Source organism: Bacteroides sp. 43_46, assembly GCF_001915455.1.
Taxonomy (GTDB): Bacteria; Bacteroidota; Bacteroidia; order Bacteroidales; family Bacteroidaceae; genus Bacteroides; species Bacteroides caccae.
Genome location: NZ_MNQN01000063.1, coordinates 1 through 16453, shown reverse-complemented (window position 1 = coordinate 16453; position 16453 = coordinate 1). Strand labels below are relative to the sequence as shown.

General features: G+C 48.0%; 14 protein-coding genes. 6 read left to right on the top strand and 8 right to left on the bottom strand.

What is annotated here, in order from left to right; genetic code table 11:
* Positions 1 to 178 precede the first annotated feature (178 nt).
* On the bottom strand, positions 179 to 1816 hold the full coding sequence (locus BHV72_RS06260) for an ABC-F family ATP-binding cassette domain-containing protein (protein WP_005679753.1): 1638 nt from the start codon (positions 1814 to 1816) through the stop codon (positions 179 to 181).
* Positions 1817 to 1935: 119 nt separating this feature from the next.
* Here BHV72_RS06260 and BHV72_RS06255 point away from each other — a divergent pair, with 119 nt between their 5' ends.
* A complete protein-coding gene (locus BHV72_RS06255; protein WP_286855187.1) occupies positions 1936 to 2334 on the top strand; it encodes a response regulator in 399 nt (132 codons plus the stop codon).
* A 595-nt stretch (positions 2335 to 2929) separates the two neighbouring features.
* On the opposite strand, the gene BHV72_RS06250 is transcribed toward BHV72_RS06255, so the two are convergent.
* From BHV72_RS06250 to BHV72_RS06235, 4 genes are all read right to left on the bottom strand, one after another.
* Positions 2930 to 4171, bottom strand: coding sequence for a DUF4373 domain-containing protein (locus BHV72_RS06250; RefSeq protein ID WP_286855185.1), 1242 nt, complete (start codon positions 4169 to 4171; stop codon positions 2930 to 2932).
* Between the two features lie 93 nt (positions 4172 to 4264).
* Positions 4265 to 4705, bottom strand: a complete 441-nt coding sequence (locus BHV72_RS06245; protein ID WP_005679756.1) for an N-acetylmuramoyl-L-alanine amidase — start codon at positions 4703 to 4705, stop codon at positions 4265 to 4267.
* A 23-nt stretch (positions 4706 to 4728) separates the two neighbouring features.
* The gene (locus BHV72_RS06240; RefSeq protein WP_005679757.1) at positions 4729 to 5403 is read right to left on the bottom strand and encodes an NUMOD4 domain-containing protein; all 675 of its coding nucleotides are present in this window, start codon (positions 5401 to 5403) and stop codon (positions 4729 to 4731) included.
* 338 nt (positions 5404 to 5741) lie between these two features.
* On the bottom strand, positions 5742 to 6080 hold the full coding sequence (locus BHV72_RS06235) for an SH3 beta-barrel fold-containing protein (protein ID WP_005679763.1): 339 nt from the start codon (positions 6078 to 6080) through the stop codon (positions 5742 to 5744).
* A 171-nt stretch (positions 6081 to 6251) separates the two neighbouring features.
* On the opposite strand from BHV72_RS06235, the gene BHV72_RS06230 reads away from it, so the two are divergent.
* On the top strand, positions 6252 to 6818 hold the full coding sequence (locus BHV72_RS06230) for a hypothetical protein (protein ID WP_005679764.1): 567 nt from the start codon (positions 6252 to 6254) through the stop codon (positions 6816 to 6818).
* 286 nt (positions 6819 to 7104) lie between these two features.
* Here BHV72_RS06230 and BHV72_RS06225 read toward each other — a convergent pair whose 3' ends face one another.
* On the bottom strand, positions 7105 to 7365 hold the full coding sequence (locus tag BHV72_RS06225) for a DUF4248 domain-containing protein (RefSeq protein WP_022042224.1): 261 nt from the start codon (positions 7363 to 7365) through the stop codon (positions 7105 to 7107).
* Positions 7366 to 7614: 249 nt separating this feature from the next.
* Between BHV72_RS06225 and BHV72_RS06220 the strand changes: the two genes are divergently transcribed.
* Positions 7615 to 8136 (top strand): HU family DNA-binding protein, encoded by a 522-nt coding sequence (locus tag BHV72_RS06220; RefSeq protein ID WP_005679767.1) that lies wholly within the window; start codon positions 7615 to 7617, stop codon positions 8134 to 8136.
* 458 nt (positions 8137 to 8594) lie between these two features.
* On the opposite strand, the gene BHV72_RS06215 is transcribed toward BHV72_RS06220, so the two are convergent.
* Together BHV72_RS06215 and BHV72_RS06210 are read right to left on the bottom strand one after the other, a co-directional pair.
* Positions 8595 to 10844 (bottom strand): inorganic phosphate transporter, encoded by a 2250-nt coding sequence (locus tag BHV72_RS06215; RefSeq protein WP_005679768.1) that lies wholly within the window; start codon positions 10842 to 10844, stop codon positions 8595 to 8597.
* Positions 10845 to 11343: 499 nt separating this feature from the next.
* A complete protein-coding gene (locus BHV72_RS06210) occupies positions 11344 to 13431 on the bottom strand; it encodes an RNA degradosome polyphosphate kinase (RefSeq protein WP_022042226.1) in 2088 nt (695 codons plus the stop codon).
* Between the two features lie 55 nt (positions 13432 to 13486).
* On the opposite strand from BHV72_RS06210, the gene BHV72_RS06205 reads away from it, so the two are divergent.
* The 3 genes from BHV72_RS06205 to rfbB all read left to right on the top strand — a co-directional run bounded on the left by BHV72_RS06205 (position 13487) and on the right by rfbB (position 16081).
* Positions 13487 to 13981, top strand: a complete 495-nt coding sequence (locus BHV72_RS06205) for a metallophosphoesterase family protein (RefSeq protein WP_005679628.1) — start codon at positions 13487 to 13489, stop codon at positions 13979 to 13981.
* Between the two features lie 72 nt (positions 13982 to 14053).
* Positions 14054 to 14923 (top strand): glucose-1-phosphate thymidylyltransferase RfbA, encoded by an 870-nt coding sequence (gene rfbA, locus BHV72_RS06200; RefSeq protein WP_005679627.1) that lies wholly within the window; start codon positions 14054 to 14056, stop codon positions 14921 to 14923.
* A gap of 21 nt (positions 14924 to 14944) precedes the next feature.
* Positions 14945 to 16081: a dTDP-glucose 4,6-dehydratase gene (rfbB, locus tag BHV72_RS06195; protein ID WP_005679626.1), complete on the top strand. Its 1137-nt coding sequence runs from the start codon at positions 14945 to 14947 to the stop codon at positions 16079 to 16081.
* Positions 16082 to 16453 lie beyond the last annotated feature (372 nt).

Here is a 16453-nt window from a genome sequence, read left to right as displayed (position 1 = left end):
AAATCCTTTTTATACAATATGTCAAAGAACACTTGATTCTTACTTTTTACACAACCTCCCCGAAGGAGGGGAATGGAGATACCACCGACTGGTTAAATTGCCACCAAATTTGAAGAAGAACCCTCCTCCTTCGGGAAGAAAGAGAAAGGGATACTACCGGCAATAAAGGGATACTATTTTATTTCTTTTCCAGTTCTTGCAGCGAATCCATTTTCTTTTTTTCAAGGAACTCGTAGATGCCGCAAAGATGTTCCGTCACTTTCTGATTGCCAAACTCATACACCTTTGAAACCAGTCCGTCGAGGAAGTCACGGTCGTGGGAGACAACGATCAGAGTGCCGTCGAAGTCGAGTAGCGCCTGTTTCAGAATATCTTTGGTTTTCATGTCGAGGTGATTCGTGGGTTCATCGAGAATGAGGAGATTGACCGGTTCCAGCAACAATTTAATCATTGCCAGACGTGTCCGTTCCCCGCCCGAAAGCACTTTCACCTTCTTCATTGATTCCTCCGGTCCGCCAAACATAAACGCACCCAGCAAATCACGGATTTTGTTCCGGATCTCACCTTTCGCCACATCGTCGATCGTCTGGAAAACCGTCAGGTTTTCGTCCATGAGCGAAGCCTGGTTTTGTGCAAAATATCCTATTTGTACGTTATGGCCCAGCGTCAGTGTCCCCTCGTGTTCGATTTCCTTCATGATACACTTCACGAGCGTAGATTTACCCTCGCCGTTCTTCCCGACAAAGGCAACCTTGTCCCCGCGTTCCACCGTCAGGTTTGCGTTGCGGAACACCACGTGATTGCCATACGTTTTGCCGACACCTTCCATAATCACCGGATAACTTCCCGAACGGGGCGAAGGCGGAAATTTCAACCGCAAAGCGGAAGTATCTTCCTCATCTACCTCCAGCAGTTCCAGCTTTTCCAGCATCTTGACACGGCTCTGCACTTGCAACGTCTTCGAATACGTTCCTTTGAAGCGTTCGATGAACTCTTTCGTCTCAGCGATAAATTTCTGCTGCTCGTCATAAGCCTTCTGTTGCTGTTCGCGACGTTCTTTGCGCAAGGTCAGATATTGGGAGTAATTCACTTTATAATCGTAGATACGTCCCATTGTCACTTCAATAGTGCGGGTGGTGATGTTGTCCACAAACTTGCGGTCGTGGCTGATGACAATCACCGCTTTGCCGTTGTTGATCAGAAAATCTTCGAGCCATTGGATAGATTCGATGTCGAGGTGGTTCGTCGGCTCGTCGAGCAGGAGCACGTCCGGTTTCTGCAACAGCAGCTTTGCCAGCTCGATGCGCATCCGCCAGCCGCCGCTGAAATCGCTCGTCTGCCGTTGGAAATCCTCGCGGGTGAACCCGAGGCCGAGCAGCGACTTTTCCACATCTTCCTCGTAGTTGGTGGCATCGATCGAATAGAACTTCTCGCTTAAGGCGGAAACCTCCTCAATGAGAGCCATATAACTGTCGCTTTCGTAGTCCGTCCGCGTTTCCAGCTCTTTGTTCAGACGGTCGATCTGCGCCTCCATTTCGTGCAGGTGAGCAAAGGCCTGCGCCGTTTCGTCAAACACTGTCCGTCCGTCTTCCGTCATCAAATGTTGGGGCAGGTAGGCCACTACGCAGTCTTTGGGTGCGGAAACCTTGCCGCGCGTCGGTTGCCGTACACCTGCCAGAATTTTGAGCAGCGTACTCTTACCCGCACCGTTTTTTCCCATAAGGGCGATACGGTCTTTTTCATTAATAACGAAAGAAATATCACTAAATAAGGTCGTGCCGCCAAATTCCACGGCCAGTCCGTCAACAGAAATCATATTATTCTTTTATTTTGAGGCGCAAAGATAGCGAAATATATGAATATTTTTTATACCTTGCGGGCTGAAAAGAGATATTAACCAAAAATGACAAATAAAAAAAGCAATATAATAACAATATGGAAAGTGAACAAACGAGTGTACTGAGACCCCTCATTTTAGTGGCTGAGGACGACGACAGCAACTTTAAATTGATTAAAGCTATCATAGGTAAAAAATGTGATATCGAATGGGCGAAGAACGGCGAAGAAATGGTGCAGTTGTTTCAAGAACACCAACATAGAGCGAGTGCCATACTAATGGATATCAAAATGCCGTTGATGAACGGGCTGGAGGCTACGAAGATTATTCGTGAGTCGAATACGGAAATCCCCATTATCATGCAGACAGCTTATGCTTTCAGCTCCGACAAGGAAAACGCGATGAAGGTGGGAGCTACCGAAGTGTTGGTGAAACCGATCACTTTGAGTATTCTCCGTACCACCCTAAGTAAATACTTACCCGACTTGCAATGGTAGAATAGATACTTAAAAAGAATAAATAGGGTAGAACTGCGGGACCGGTACCGTTTAGTAGAAATAGGGTATCACAAGGCGCACTTGAAAAATGAAATAGGCGGACTTTACGGTCGGTCTATTTTTTTTTCTTCCCGTTTATTTTTTTTCGTTCCCGTTTATTGTTAGAGTTTTGTTTCATTATAGGGGTGGATTATTAGAGTTCTTTTTTCATACAGGGGGCAACTATGGGATTTTTTGATTCTTCTTCAAATTTGGTGGTAAAATTAATTGAGAAAATAATAATTTGATAGTCGATAGTATTCAATAATAATTTGATAGTCGATAGTATTCAATAATAATTTGATAGTCGATAGTATTCAACAATAATTTGATAGTCAGTCCCCGTAGGGGGAGGTGGTAGGTGAATGCGTAAGTCTGTTATTATCAGCATTGTGTATCCACCTACCACCCCGGCTTTCAGCCACCCCTCCTTCCCCGAAGGAGGGGAATGGAGATACCACCGACTGGCTAAATAACCACCAAATTTGAAGAAGAACCGATTTTTTCATAGCACAGGGGGCTTCGGAACGTTGAGGTGATTGCGGTTGCACCCGCGTCACCTTCCTCTCACCAGTTTCTTCAATGTCCCGTTGTAGGTGTTCTCAAATTCCGTCGGATGATTAAGGGCCCAGAGGATGTAATCTCCCGGTTCGTTTTTTTTGAGCAGGGTGGGGCGGTATTCGTTGCTGAGAATCTTCCATAAAGTGCCTCCCGGTCCGCCCAGTTCTTTGCGTCGGGCGAGGGCGGTGATTGCGTTCACGGTCTGTTCTTTCCGGATGCCGATTGTTTGAAGGTTCATGTGCAGGAGAGTTTCGGAGCTGCCTCCGGCGGTTACTCCTTGGGGGGGAATACTGTTTCTTCCGTTATCTCTTTGGGGATTCCCTTTTTCTCCGGAAGGATTCTCTATTACTTCAGGATAAGTTCCCTTTTCTTCAGAATAACATTCTTTTATTTCAGAAGAATTTCCGAAATTTCCAAAAGACAAACCACTTACAACGACAGGCGGAGCCTGAAAAACGCCGTTTGACGGCACGGGCGGCATTTCATTCTCTGTCTCTTTTCCGGCTTTCCGCCTATTCTCTGTCTCTTTGTCTTTTTCTATCTCTCTATCTCTATCTCTTTCCGCTTTGGTTTCAGTTCCCCTATCTCTTTCCTTCTCCGTTTCCTGTTTACCTTTGGTGTCTGTTTCCTCTTTTGTTTGTGGGATTGTTGTAGCAATTTCGGGAGATTTTGCTGCATTAATTCCTGTTTTTGTAGCATAGACATCATTTACTGCTGCATCACTGACAGTTCCGTTTCCGGTTCCCGCTCGGTTTCCGTTTTTATTTTCGTTTCTATTTTCGTTTTCACTTTTTGCTATGCTGTTTTCCTTTCCGTATTCGTCCTTTTGTTGCTCCGTTTCTCCGTCCGTGATTAGCCAGAAATGTTCCAACGGTAATTTGTATTTTCTCCGGCTGTCGGTGATAATTTTGTGATATTGTTCCTGAATAACTTGTGAAGTGAGTACGCTATACACCTTATATATATGGGGGTCGAATAATCCCACCGCCAGACAGTCGTCGATAATGGCCTGCATTTCCGCCTCCTCGCAACAGGCTTCCTGTGCAACGTCGAACAATGTGTCCTGATTCCACGGGACATAATACCCTTTTTCTTTGTAGATGAGGCAGAACAGTGAAGTGAGCGCGGCAATCCCTGCTGCGTGGTGACGGCTAGAGATACGTCGCACCTTTCTGTCTTGCAGGAAATTGACGTCGAGTGGAAAATAATCTAAACCGGATTTGGAAATACGGGCCATTTGGATTGAATTAAAAATTAATGATTAGTTCGGGTTTCGTGGGTGCGGCACCCTGAATTTCATCGCAGAGGACACCGATGTGTACGACTCAGTTCAGAATCCCTCTTTCTGAACATCGAAGCACGGACAGGCTTTCATGTACTCGTTGGGCGAGATAACGCCGTCGCCGTTGAGGTCGGGGCTGGTGTCACGGTGTCCGAGCACCTGCTTCACACCGGGGAAGACAAGCCGTAGCGCCTTCACCAGTCGGATGAGTGCGGTGCGTTGCGCGTCGGTGCGTGTATCGGCGGGGCGACCGTCCTTGTCCAGTCCGCCGACATAGCAGATGCCGATTGCCCGTTTGTTCCACCCCATGCAATGTGCGCCGTCGAGGGTGACGTCTCTTCCGGGTTCGATTGTTCCGTCGAGGCGGATGACATAGTGGTAACCGATCGTCCAGAATCCGCGGGCACGATGCCAGCTTTCGATGTCGGCGGCGGTGATGTCCTGTTCCGCACGGGTGGCGGAACAGTGAATGATAATAGCGTCTTTCATCTTGAAAATCTCCTTTCTTTTGTTTATTTTAAATTGCTGATAATTAAGTGAATGCCTTTCTCCCTTCGGACGCTCCGGTAGCTGAACCCCAGCGCGGCGGCCTCTTCGGCGGACAGGAGCCGGTAATATTGCCGGGTGACGGAGTGGCGGACGGGGGTGCAGTCGGGAGGAATGGGCAGATAAGGCAGGTGCCACCGCCGCATCGTATGCAGCCGTACCCGTTCGGGATGCGTGAGTTTCAGTTGCAACCAGCTGTATTGCGCGCTGTTCAGTTTTTCCTCTTTCACCATTGACTTCATGGAAGGGTACGGGTGGAGGATCGTCCCGCTTTCGTCCGTCACGGCGCAGGGAATGGAGCGCGGCACGTTAACGGGACGAAGCCCGGTGCGGATAGCGTGCATCAAGTTGTCGTAGGCGTCGCACCATTCGAGGTTGGACACATGATTGTTGAGCGTATTTCCGTCGAGGTGGTTCACTTGCGGGAGTTTTTTCGGGTTGGGGATAAACGTTTCCGCTACCAGTCGGTGCACATAGCGCGCGGCATGAATCCCTTTCTGATAAATGTATATAGCCTCATAACCATTGTGGAGGAGACTGCTGCTCAATATCTTTTTTTGAGGTTTCTTCAGGCTCATGATCCGCCCGTGGTCCGACACCATATAATCATTGTTTTCTTTGATAAATCTCCAGTTTTCCATACTTGATGTTGTTTATAATGTTAATAAAATTATGCTTTGTTAAAAATAGTCCTCCTCCGCCGGATGCGGAAAGAGAAACGGCGTTTCCTGTCTTCATAAAACGGCGTTTCGTGCACACAGAAACGGCGTGGACTGTATGTGTTAAACGGCGTGGTCTGCAATCGTTGCGCGGCGGGGGCGGAGTGCCGGCGTGTCATCGTCCGGCAGCGGTTCGAGGCGTTCGGCGCAGTGGACGAGGAATTCCAGTTCCTCCCGGCAGCCTTCGATCGCCTCGTAGAGCGAATCTACGTTGTATTGTCGGCAGAGCCTTTCCCACTCTTTGCGTTCTTCGGGCGTCCTCATTCGGCACGGAGGAAATTTTCGGCGTGGAATGTCCGCCAGCCTTTGGCTTCGAGGTCGTAGTAGACGACGAACGTGTTTTCCGGCCGTGGCGTATACGGGCGGTGGAAACAATGTTCGTATCCGGTGAGCGTTCCTACGGCGTGACGGATGCTTCCGTCCTGCTTGGTATAATAAAAACTGACGTTAGCTAAGTACATTTTGCGAATTAAAACGTCTATCTGATGCGCAACGACAAGTGCCTCGCGTTTGTCCATGCCATTGTTTTGACGAATAACGGCGGCCCGCTTCATGAGTCGTATCCGCCGGAGGGAATGATTTTTTTTAATTTCGGTCATTATATTCAATTATTTTTCATTGATTTCGTCGGTAAAGGTAGAGGAAGGGTAACACATAAAGGGTTCATGTTTGAGTTATTTTAGGAGATAAAGTAAGAAAGTGTCACGCGTGACGCATAATGTTAAAAATAATATCCGATATTTGTCGGCATTATTTACGAAATATTAATTATGATGACAAAACAATTATCTAGTGAAACAGTTGATACTGTGGACAATGGAACTAAAACAAGTGTTGAAAATGTAGTTGAAAACGCAGCTAAAAGTAAAGTGGAAACGGGTACAAACAAGCATGAGAGGAATCGGAGAAGATCTAGTGATTTCGACGAAGAAGACTGGCAGGAAAAAGGAAAAGTAATCGACGAGGTGAAAATTTGTTCTTATGAGAACAATTACAAAGAGGTTTATTTTGCCAAACAAACAGACACCTCCATATCAACGGTCAGACGTATATTCTCGTTCAGAACGCAGAAAACGGCGGCTAGCTGGTCGTCGATTTTCAAACTGGTCAAGTGTCTTTCCAATGAGTGTGTCAACGCCAACCATTTGGTCGTCCTCTTGGGAACGATGCTGCTTTATCTGGTCGGAAACGCCGCAAAGGTACATTTCTATCTCGAAGGGAATAGAAAGTTTTTTATCGAAATTAAGTTCAAAAAGGATGTGACGGTATTTAAAAAGGGAGAGAAGGAACCTGTGGGCGACAATGAACGCAGAAATATTGATGATGAGTTCAAATAAGATAAGTACTGTGAGAACTTGGTATAATCTTCTGCCGGGAAAACGCTTGTTGATGCCGGTTTACTCGTTCGCAAATCCGTACATTGTGAAATGAAGATATTCCCGACCCGGAGATGAACAGCCGTTCTATCCGGGTTGGGAATATTGTTTTTGGTTAAAAATGGTACGTGATATGGCTGCGCAGGACGCTTGCCGAGGGCAGCACTTTCTGGTTCACGTTGCCTTATGTGTCCCGAATATGAGTATATCAATCTCGATGTGGGTTCGTCCGGTACCGGAGAGCTTTCTAAGGCTCTCCCAAAAATCGAAAGAACAGCCCGACTTGTGCAGGAGTCAACAGGATTGCTTTTCCGGTATATCCCGAACGGGCGAGTGCCGCTTGCAGTTCCGTGTTTTTGGCAATCCAGCTGCGGAGCGTCCGGCGGGCAGAGGCAGGCTGGATGTGGGGCAGGTAGAGGGCGGCCAGTTGACTTTTACTGTATGCTTGTATGCGGGCGGAGGTTGTTTTCTCTTCCGGAATTGAAGTTTCTGTGGTAGTTGTTTTCATTGTTACTGCTTTTTTTATTGGATTGTTCGTTTCGGTTATAAAGGTACGTGATTTTTTGTTGTCTGGTACTTCTTTGTACAGAAGTACTTACAGGCAGCATTTGTGCGAAACGGTTTGAACTTGCTCTCTCCCGTCACGACTTGTCACATCGTGTCTCCCGCCTTTCTTTGGCCCGTTTACTTTTGTCGGCGTAATCGGTTACAGAGACAATTGATCCATTAATCATTAAAAAGAAAGGAAAACAGTAGTATGCCATTAATTTACAAACCTTACCAGGCAACGCTTGCCAACAAAGAAGGACAGAAACTCTTTTATCCCCGCCTGGTGAAAATCGGGAGAACGGTCAACACGCAGAAAATGGCGGAATTGATTGCCGAAAAGGCTTCGTTGACGGCGGGCGACGTGCACAACGTGATTCGGAATCTGATGTCCGTGATGCGCGAACAGTTGCTCAATAGCCGCACAGTGCGTCTCGAAGGATTGGGAACATTCACTATGGTTGCCAAAGCCTGCGGAAAAGGCGTGGAACAGGAAAGCAAAGTCAGCAGCTCGCAAATCGTTTCGCTGCGCTGTCAGTTCACGCCGGAGTACACCCGGTCTGCCGGAAACACGACCCGCGCACTGACTGCCGGAGTGGAATTTGTACACGTCAAAGACGTAGCAGCCGGTCTGATTGCCGACGGTGATACGGAAAATCCGGGCGGCGATGACAAACCCGGCGGCGGAAACACACCCGGTGGCGGTGGCGTAACGCCGGACCCGTCTGTCTAAACGAATTATTAACCTTAAAAAAAGAAAAAGATGAAACTATTTCTTGAAAAACTGCTTGATATTCTCGAAGCGCTTCTGCGCTTCCGTCGGCGGAGAAACGGAAAGACGGAGAAGGACTAGCAGCCGGCAGAAAAAAAGAGAGACCGGCAGGAAAAAAGAAAGAAAAGTATGACGTAAAACGAAAACGTGCCACCCGCACGTAGTTCCACCAAGCGAAAGCGGGCAGGTGGAACGGACAAAAAAAGAGGGTGACTAAAAGTCAAGAGTATCTGAAAACTTCCGACTGTTTAGTCACCCTCTGCCTGTTTTTGGGTTTATCTCTCATTGTACATCTATGGTTCCCCAACCTAAAAATGACTTAGTAATTCTGCACTTTGAATAAACCCTCTTTTGTGTGTTTTTATATATTTCATCGTAACATCTCTGTCTGAGACTTCTGTAACATTTCCGTCTGACTTTTACGGCATTTCCGTTTCCACTTGGAATTTCCGGCTTACTTTCATCAGGTTGATTGTATAAGTCACCACGTTCTGTGCCTCCTGAACCATTGTCAGATAAACCATGCTGACCCGGATACTGCCCGCCTGACTTTGGATGCGCTGCAACTCCTTGCGTTTCAGTAACGAAAGCTGTCCGTTGAGGTCGTTGGCACGGCGGACTTCTTCTTCCATATCGTTGTACTCATTATTCTCCATTTTCTTGCGGCATTGCTGAATCAGGTAAGTAATGTCCTCGGACACATCGCTGAATTCTCCTTTTTGGATAGCGTCCAGCGGATTGAAGTTATTGTCGATATGCTCCAGACACGGTTCGCAAAGGCGGGAAATGCTATACACTAGTTCGCTGGCAAAGTCGTTGCCCTGATAGTAGTACAGCCCTTTTTCGAGCACGGTGTTATTGTCGAGGCGGCACATGGCTACCGTTCCCGTGCGCTTCATCTGCTTGACAAGTTGTTTCTCGAACTTTGTGGAACCCATGGCACGGCGCAGTCCCCGCAAGTTTTCGTGGATAAACGAGGTGACGGTCAACTCGAAGTTCGTCTCTGCGTATTCGAGAACTTTGCAAAGCTCTTCGCGGGTATGTTTGCGCATCAGTTGCAGCGCTTCTTCGCTGTCCGATGTTTGCATCAGTTGTTTGAGAGTTTCGTTGCCTTGTTCTTTTGCTTTGCGTTTCTTATACATCACCTGGCTGCGTATCAGGATGAATGCTGCCAGAGCGATGAGGGCAATGATTGAAATATTTCCACCGAAATGCAGCACGAGGGCGACGAAGAAACAGATCGTGAAGGCAGCTCCGGCAGTGATAAACCAACCGCCGATGACGCTCAGTACGCCTGTGATACGGTAAACGGCTGAGTCACGTCCCCAGGCACGGTCGGCGAGCGAAGTACCCATGGCTACCATGAAAGTGACGTAAGTGGTGGACAGCGGGAGTTTCAGCGAAGTTCCCAGTGCGATGAGCAGGCCGGCAAGGACAAGGTTCACGGAGGCGCGGACGAGGTCGAAAGCACCTCCGTCGGCGATGATCGCTTCGTCTTTTCGGAAGCGGGTGTCCAGCCATTTCTTGGTGCTGTCCGGGGTGATGCGTGAGATGCCGTTGGCAAGTGTCATGCTGAAACGGACGATTGTACGGGCTATCGGGGTGCTTCCGAAGGTTTCTTCGCCTTCGTCCTGACGGGAGAGGTCGACGGAAGTTTTGATTACCGCGTGTGCCTTCTTGGAGGTGCAAAGGGCGTAGACCATGATAGCGCCGGCGCCGATGAGGAAGTACCACGGAGTTTTGGCGGGGCCGAGCAGTGAGGTCATCAGAAATCCGTCCGGATTGCCGTTGCCGTTGGCCGTGAAATCCATGAAGGACGAGAAACCTGCGAGGGGAACGCCGATGAAGTTCACAAGGTCATTGCCGGCAAAGGCGAGGGCGAGGGCGAAAGTACCCATGAGTACTACTACTTTGAAGACATTGATTTTCAGCCAGTGAAGGATCTGCATTAGTATGGTGAAGAATACGAAGAACACACTGATAAGCATCCAAGTGTTGTCCTGTATCCATTGCTTGTTTTCGGGGGTCATGAAGGAACTGTCTTTCAGTCCTTTGATGAGCATGAAATAGATTATGGAGGTGGCGGCCACGCCTCCGAACAGTGCAATGCTGTATTTCATCTTTTTCGTGTAGTTGAACGTGAAGATGACACGGGCCAGCCATTGGACGAGCATACCGAAAAAGAAGGCGATTGCCACGGATACGAATATCGCCATGATGACGGAAAGGGCTTTGTCGGTGTTTATCAGGTCGCCCAACCCGAGGGTGTCGCTGTTACGGACTTTGATGAGGGAGAGGGCGAAGGTTCCTCCCAGCAGCTCGAAGACGAGGGATACGGTGGTGGAGGTAGGCATTCCCATTGAATTGAATACGTCCAGCAGGACAACGTCGGTGAGCATGACGGCAAGCAGGATACACATGATTTCTGCAAAGTAGAAGTGCTCGGGTTGGTAGATGCCGTGCCGGGCAATGTCCATCATGCCGTTAGAGAGCGATGCTCCGATGAATATGCCGATGCCTGCAATAAACAGGATGGTCTTGAAGGAGGCCGCCTTGGCACCTACCGCCGAATTGAGGAAGTTAACCGCATCGTTACTCACACCGACGATCAGGTCGAATATGGCTAGTACGAAGAGGAAAATGATAATGCATAAATAAATTGTCTCCATAAATGTGTGTATGTTATTTCCGCCTGCAAAGGACGGAGTTTGAGGTTGCAGGGGGATGTCATACTTGTTACATTTGTGTTACAACTATCTTTCTTTTGTCTTGAAACAAAAGAAAGAGACAGAGAAACAAAGAAAAAATTTGGTTATAAGGTGAATTAGTAAAATAATGACTTGACAGTTTATAGTCGGTGGTATCTCCATTCTCCTCCTTCGGGAAGGAGGAGTACCCGTAGGGGGAGGTGGTAGGTGAATGCGTAAGTCAGTTATTATCAGCATTGTGTATCCACCTACCACCCCGGCTTTCAGCCACCCCTCCTTCCCGAAGGAGGGGAATGGAGATACCACCGACTAGCTAAATTACCACCAGGAAGCTCGCTTGACGGATAAAAAAGTAGTCCGGGGAAACCATGCGGGTGGGTGCGGCATGGGGCGTTATATGTGTTATAGTTATATAGGGTTATATAGGATTATGTGGGATTATGTGGGATTATGTGGGATTTTATGTGGGATTATGTGGGAGCAGGCTGTTTTTTAGTTGCTCGTAAAAATTATATTGTGCGCGGACGCTTGGGGTACCGGGCGTTCTTTTCTTGAATACGTTTTGCAGTTGGGCGTCTACCCAGCAGGCTTTTTGGTTGTCGGCCAGTTGGATGTTCAGCATTTCTATCAGGCTGGCACGTAGGTCGGGGTCGAGTATCGGGGTGACCGCTTCGATACGCCGGTAGAGGTTGCGGCGCATCCAGTCGGGGGAACCCATGAATACTTTCGGGTGGTGGTTGTTGCCGAAGTACCAGATGCGGGCGTGTTCCAGAAAACTGTCGACAATACGGGTGACACGGATGTTACGACTGTATGACTGCCCGGGGATGAGACAGCAGATGCCACGGACGATGAGGTCGATCTGAACGCCGTGTTCGGAGGCGTTATAGAGGCGGTTAATCATTGCAGGGTCTTGGAGGGCGTTCATCTTGAGGATGATACGTCCACCCTTGCCTTGGTCGGCAAGTTCTATTTCACGGTCGATGAGGCGGTTCAGTTCGGGGATGAGGTTGAAGCGGGCGACAAGGAGAGTCGTGAATTTGGGGTCTTCTTTACCTTGCAGGGTGCGGAAGAGGTTGTATAGGTCGTTCACGATTTCCTTGCGGCAGGTGAACAGGCCGCAGTCGGCGTAGAGGGTGGCAGTCTTCTCGTTGAAATTGCCGGTGCTGATATAAGCGTAGCTGGGGAGCTTCTCGCCGTTCTGTCCGCGACGGCGGACGAGGGCTACCTTGGCATGCACTTTCAGTCCCGGGATACTATATATTATCTTTATGCCGGCGGCTTGCATCATTTCGGCGGTGGCAAGGTTGTTCTCTTCATCGAAGCGGGCTTTCAGCTCAACGAATACGGTTACTTTCTTGCCGTTTTGGGCGGCGGCTATCAGGGTGTTGATAACGGCGGAGTTTTCTGCCACGCGGTATTGTGTGACCATGATTTCCCGCGTTTCCGGGTTATGAACGGCTTCATAAAGGAAATGGATGAAGTGTTCGAAGGAATGATACGGATAATATAAGAGCAGGTCCTTCCGGGCGACGTAGTTGAAAATGGATTCTTTCTCGTCGAGGACGGTTAGCTTCATCGGCTTTGGCTTCTCAAGGCTGTGGAGCGACTTGTTCGGGTTGGGGAGGTGACGCAGGTCTTCCAGATTCAGATGCTTGTCGCCGGGGACAAGCTCGTCACGCTGGATGCGGAAGGCGTCCACCAGAAAATCGAGGAAGTCTTGCGGCATGGCGCGGTCGTAGACGAAGCGGCAGACGTCGCCGATCTTGCGTTTCTTTACTTTTTTCTTCAGTTGGGCTACAAGGTCGGCGCTGCTGGCGGTGTCGTCAATCAGGATGTCAGCGTCGCGGGAGATCTTGATGCAGTAGCTGGAGTCGACGTCGTAGCCGGGGAAGATCAGGTTTAAGTTCGCCTTGATGATGTCTTCGGTGAACATCAGATAATGGTCTTTCTCATGTGCGGGAAGTTCGATGAAACGGGGCACTTTGGCATAAGGCTGTTTCATGACGAAGTAATACGGCTGTTGCCGTTGCTCTGTCTCATTCTCTTTTTTCGGATAAACTCGTATGGCCAGATAGAGGCGGTTGTCCCGGAGGAAAGAGACGATTTTGTCCTTCGATACCGGTACGGGTTGCAGGTAAGGGAAGATTTCTTCCCGGAAAAAATCTTTGATAAATTGTTGGTGGAACGGCTCCACGTGTCTGTCCTGATAGAAAATGATATGGTTTCTACGTAGGGCGGGGAGTATTTTCTGTTCGTAGATGTGCACACGGTCGTCCAGCTGCCGGGTGACTTCCCGGTTGATTTCCTCTACCAGTTCACGGGCAGATTGTACGGTTTCTTCATCGCTTTCCGTTGCTCCGGAAGCCACTGCTTTATGGTCGGCCACCCGGATTTTGTAAAACTCCTCCAGATTGGAAGAGTAGATTGAGATGAAGTTAATCCGCTCGTAGAGCGGCAAATGTTCATCCGTTGCCTCCAACAATACGCGGTAATTGAATGAGAGCCAACTGATATCTCGCTTGAAATAATTATATTTGCTTTCCATGTACTTTAAGATTTTTCCAAATATAGTATCTTTGCGGGATTAAACAAAGAAAATTATGACAAGAATAGGATTATTATCAGATACTCACGCTTACTGGGACGAGAAATACCTGGAATATTTTGAACCGTGCGATGAAATCTGGCACGCGGGCGATATCGGTTCGTTGGAAGTAGCGGAAAAATTGGCGGCTTTCCGGCCGTTACGGGCAGTCTACGGGAATATTGATGGGCAGGAAATCCGGAAGTTGTTTCCGCAGGTGAACCGTTTTACGGTGGACGGTGCGGAAGTACTCATAAAACACATCGGAGGCTATCCGGGAAAGTACGATCCTTCCATTGTCGGAAGCCTGATGACGCGGCCGCCGAAACTCTTTATCAGCGGGCACTCTCATATATTAAAGGTGAAATATGACAAAACGTTGGATATGCTGCACATCAACCCGGGAGCGGCGGGAATGTCCGGATTTCATAAAGTACGTACATTGGTGCGGTTTGTCATTGACGAAGGAGCGTTCAAGGATTTGGAAGTTATCGAGCTGGCGGATAAATAACTTCGCATTATTTTTGTCATTTCGGATTTCTTTCCGACCTTTGCAGCCAGTGAATGAATAACAAAGACGAACATGAAAGGAATTATTCTGGCCGGTGGAAGTGCTACCCGCCTCTATCCGCTATCTAAGGCGATTTCTAAACAGATCATGCCTGTGTACGACAAGCCGATGATTTATTATCCGTTGTCTACACTGATGTTGGCGGGAATACGCGAAGTATTGGTTATCTCTACTCCACGTGACTTGCCGATGTTCCGCGATCTGCTGGGAACAGGTGAAGAACTGGGAATGTCCTTCTCTTATCAGGTGCAGGAGCAACCCAACGGTCTGGCACAGGCTTTCGTATTGGGAGCCGATTTCCTGAACGGTGAACCGGGATGTCTGATTTTGGGCGATAATATGTTCTACGGCCAGGGATTTTCCGCCATGCTCCGCCGTGCTGCCAGTGTGGAGAAAGGAGCTTGCATATTCGGTTATTACGTGAAAGATCCCCGCGCTTACGGTGTGGTGGAATTTGACGAGACGGGCAAAGTCGTTTCCCTGGAAGAGAAACCTGCCGTTCCGAAAAGCAATTATGCCGTTCCCGGATTGTATTTCTATGACGCTACCGTGACGGAAAAGGCTGCCGCCCTCCGTCCTTCCGCCCGTGGAGAATATGAAATAACGGACTTAAACCGCCTCTATCTGGAAGAAGACACGCTGAAAGTGGAACTTTTCGGACGTGGATTTGCATGGCTCGATACCGGTAACTGTGACAGTTTGCTGGAAGCCTCTAACTTTGTTGCCACCATTCAGAACCGTCAAGGTTTTTATGTCAGTTGCATCGAAGAAATCGCATGGCGTCAGGGCTGGATTCCGACGGAACAGCTGCTTCTGCTCGGCCGGCAACTCGAAAAGACGGAATACGGCAAATACCTTATTGAACTGGCAAAACAATCCTAAAATCAACATAATAAGAAATATATGAAAACTTATCTGGTGACCGGTGCCGCAGGATTTATCGGCGCAAACTACATTAAGTATATTCTGGCAAAACATAGCGACGTGAAGGTCGTGATTCTGGATGCTTTGACGTATGCAGGAAATTTGGGAACCATTGCCAAGGATATCGACAATGAACGCTGCTTTTTTATCAAGGGAGATATTTGTAGCCGCGAAGTAGTAGACGGTCTGTTTGCTGAGTATCGCTTCGATTACGTGGTGAATTTCGCTGCCGAAAGCCATGTGGACCGTAGCATTGAAAACCCGCAGTTGTTCTTGATTACTAATATTCTCGGCACGCAGAACTTGTTGGACTGTGCACGCCGCGCGTGGGTAATGGGCAAGGACGAACAGGGCTACCCGACTTGGAGGAAAGGTGTGCGTTATCATCAGGTTTCTACCGACGAAGTGTATGGCTCTCTGGGTGCTGAAGGGTTTTTCACGGAGGCTACGCCGCTTTGTCCGCATAGCCCGTACAGCGCTTCCAAGACTAGCGCGGATATGGTCGTTATGGCCTATCACGACACTTATAAAATGCCGGTTACGATTACCCGTTGCTCAAATAACTACGGCCCGTATCATTTCCCGGAAAAACTGATTCCATTGATTATCAAGAATATCCTTGAAGGTAAACATCTGCCTGTCTACGGCGACGGAAGTAACGTGCGTGACTGGTTGTATGTGGAAGATCATTGCAAGGCGATTGACCTCGTTGTGCGCGAAGGCAAAGAGGGAGAGGTCTACAACGTAGGTGGACACAACGAAAAGACAAACCTCGAAATTGTGAAACTGACTATCTCGACCATTCACCGCTTGATGACGGAACATCCCGAGTATCGCCAAATGCTTAAAAAGAAAGTGAAAGGTGAAAACGGAGAAATCTCAATCGACTGGATTAACGAGGATTTGATTACTTTTGTCAAAGACCGCCTCGGACACGACCAGCGTTACGCAATCGACCCGACCAAAATTACCAATGCCTTAGGTTGGTATCCCGAAACGAAATTCGAAGTCGGCATTGTGAAGACTATCGAATGGTACTTGAATAACCAGCCGTGGGTGGAAGAAGTAACTAGCGGAGATTATCAAGGCTATTACGAAAAAATGTACGGGAAATAGGAAGATAAGATAGTAGGAGATTGATAATAGGGGAAGATGAGATAGTAGGAGATTGATAATAGGGGAAGATAAGATAGTAGGAGATTGATAATAGAGGAAGATAAGATAGTAGGAGATTGATAATAGAGGAAGATAAGATAGTAGGAGAAAATAAGATAATAGAGGATTGATAATAGGAGATAGAAAAAGAACGTTAGAAAAAAGAAGGTTTTTCTTTAGATATAATTATAATGTGCATTTAACAAGTCGGTGGTAACTCCATTCCCCTCCTTCCGGGGAGGTTGTGTAAAAAGTAAGAATCAAGTGTTCTTTGACATATTGTATAAAAAGGATTTTATATCTTTGCTCTGCTAACAATAGGATTAATTTTAT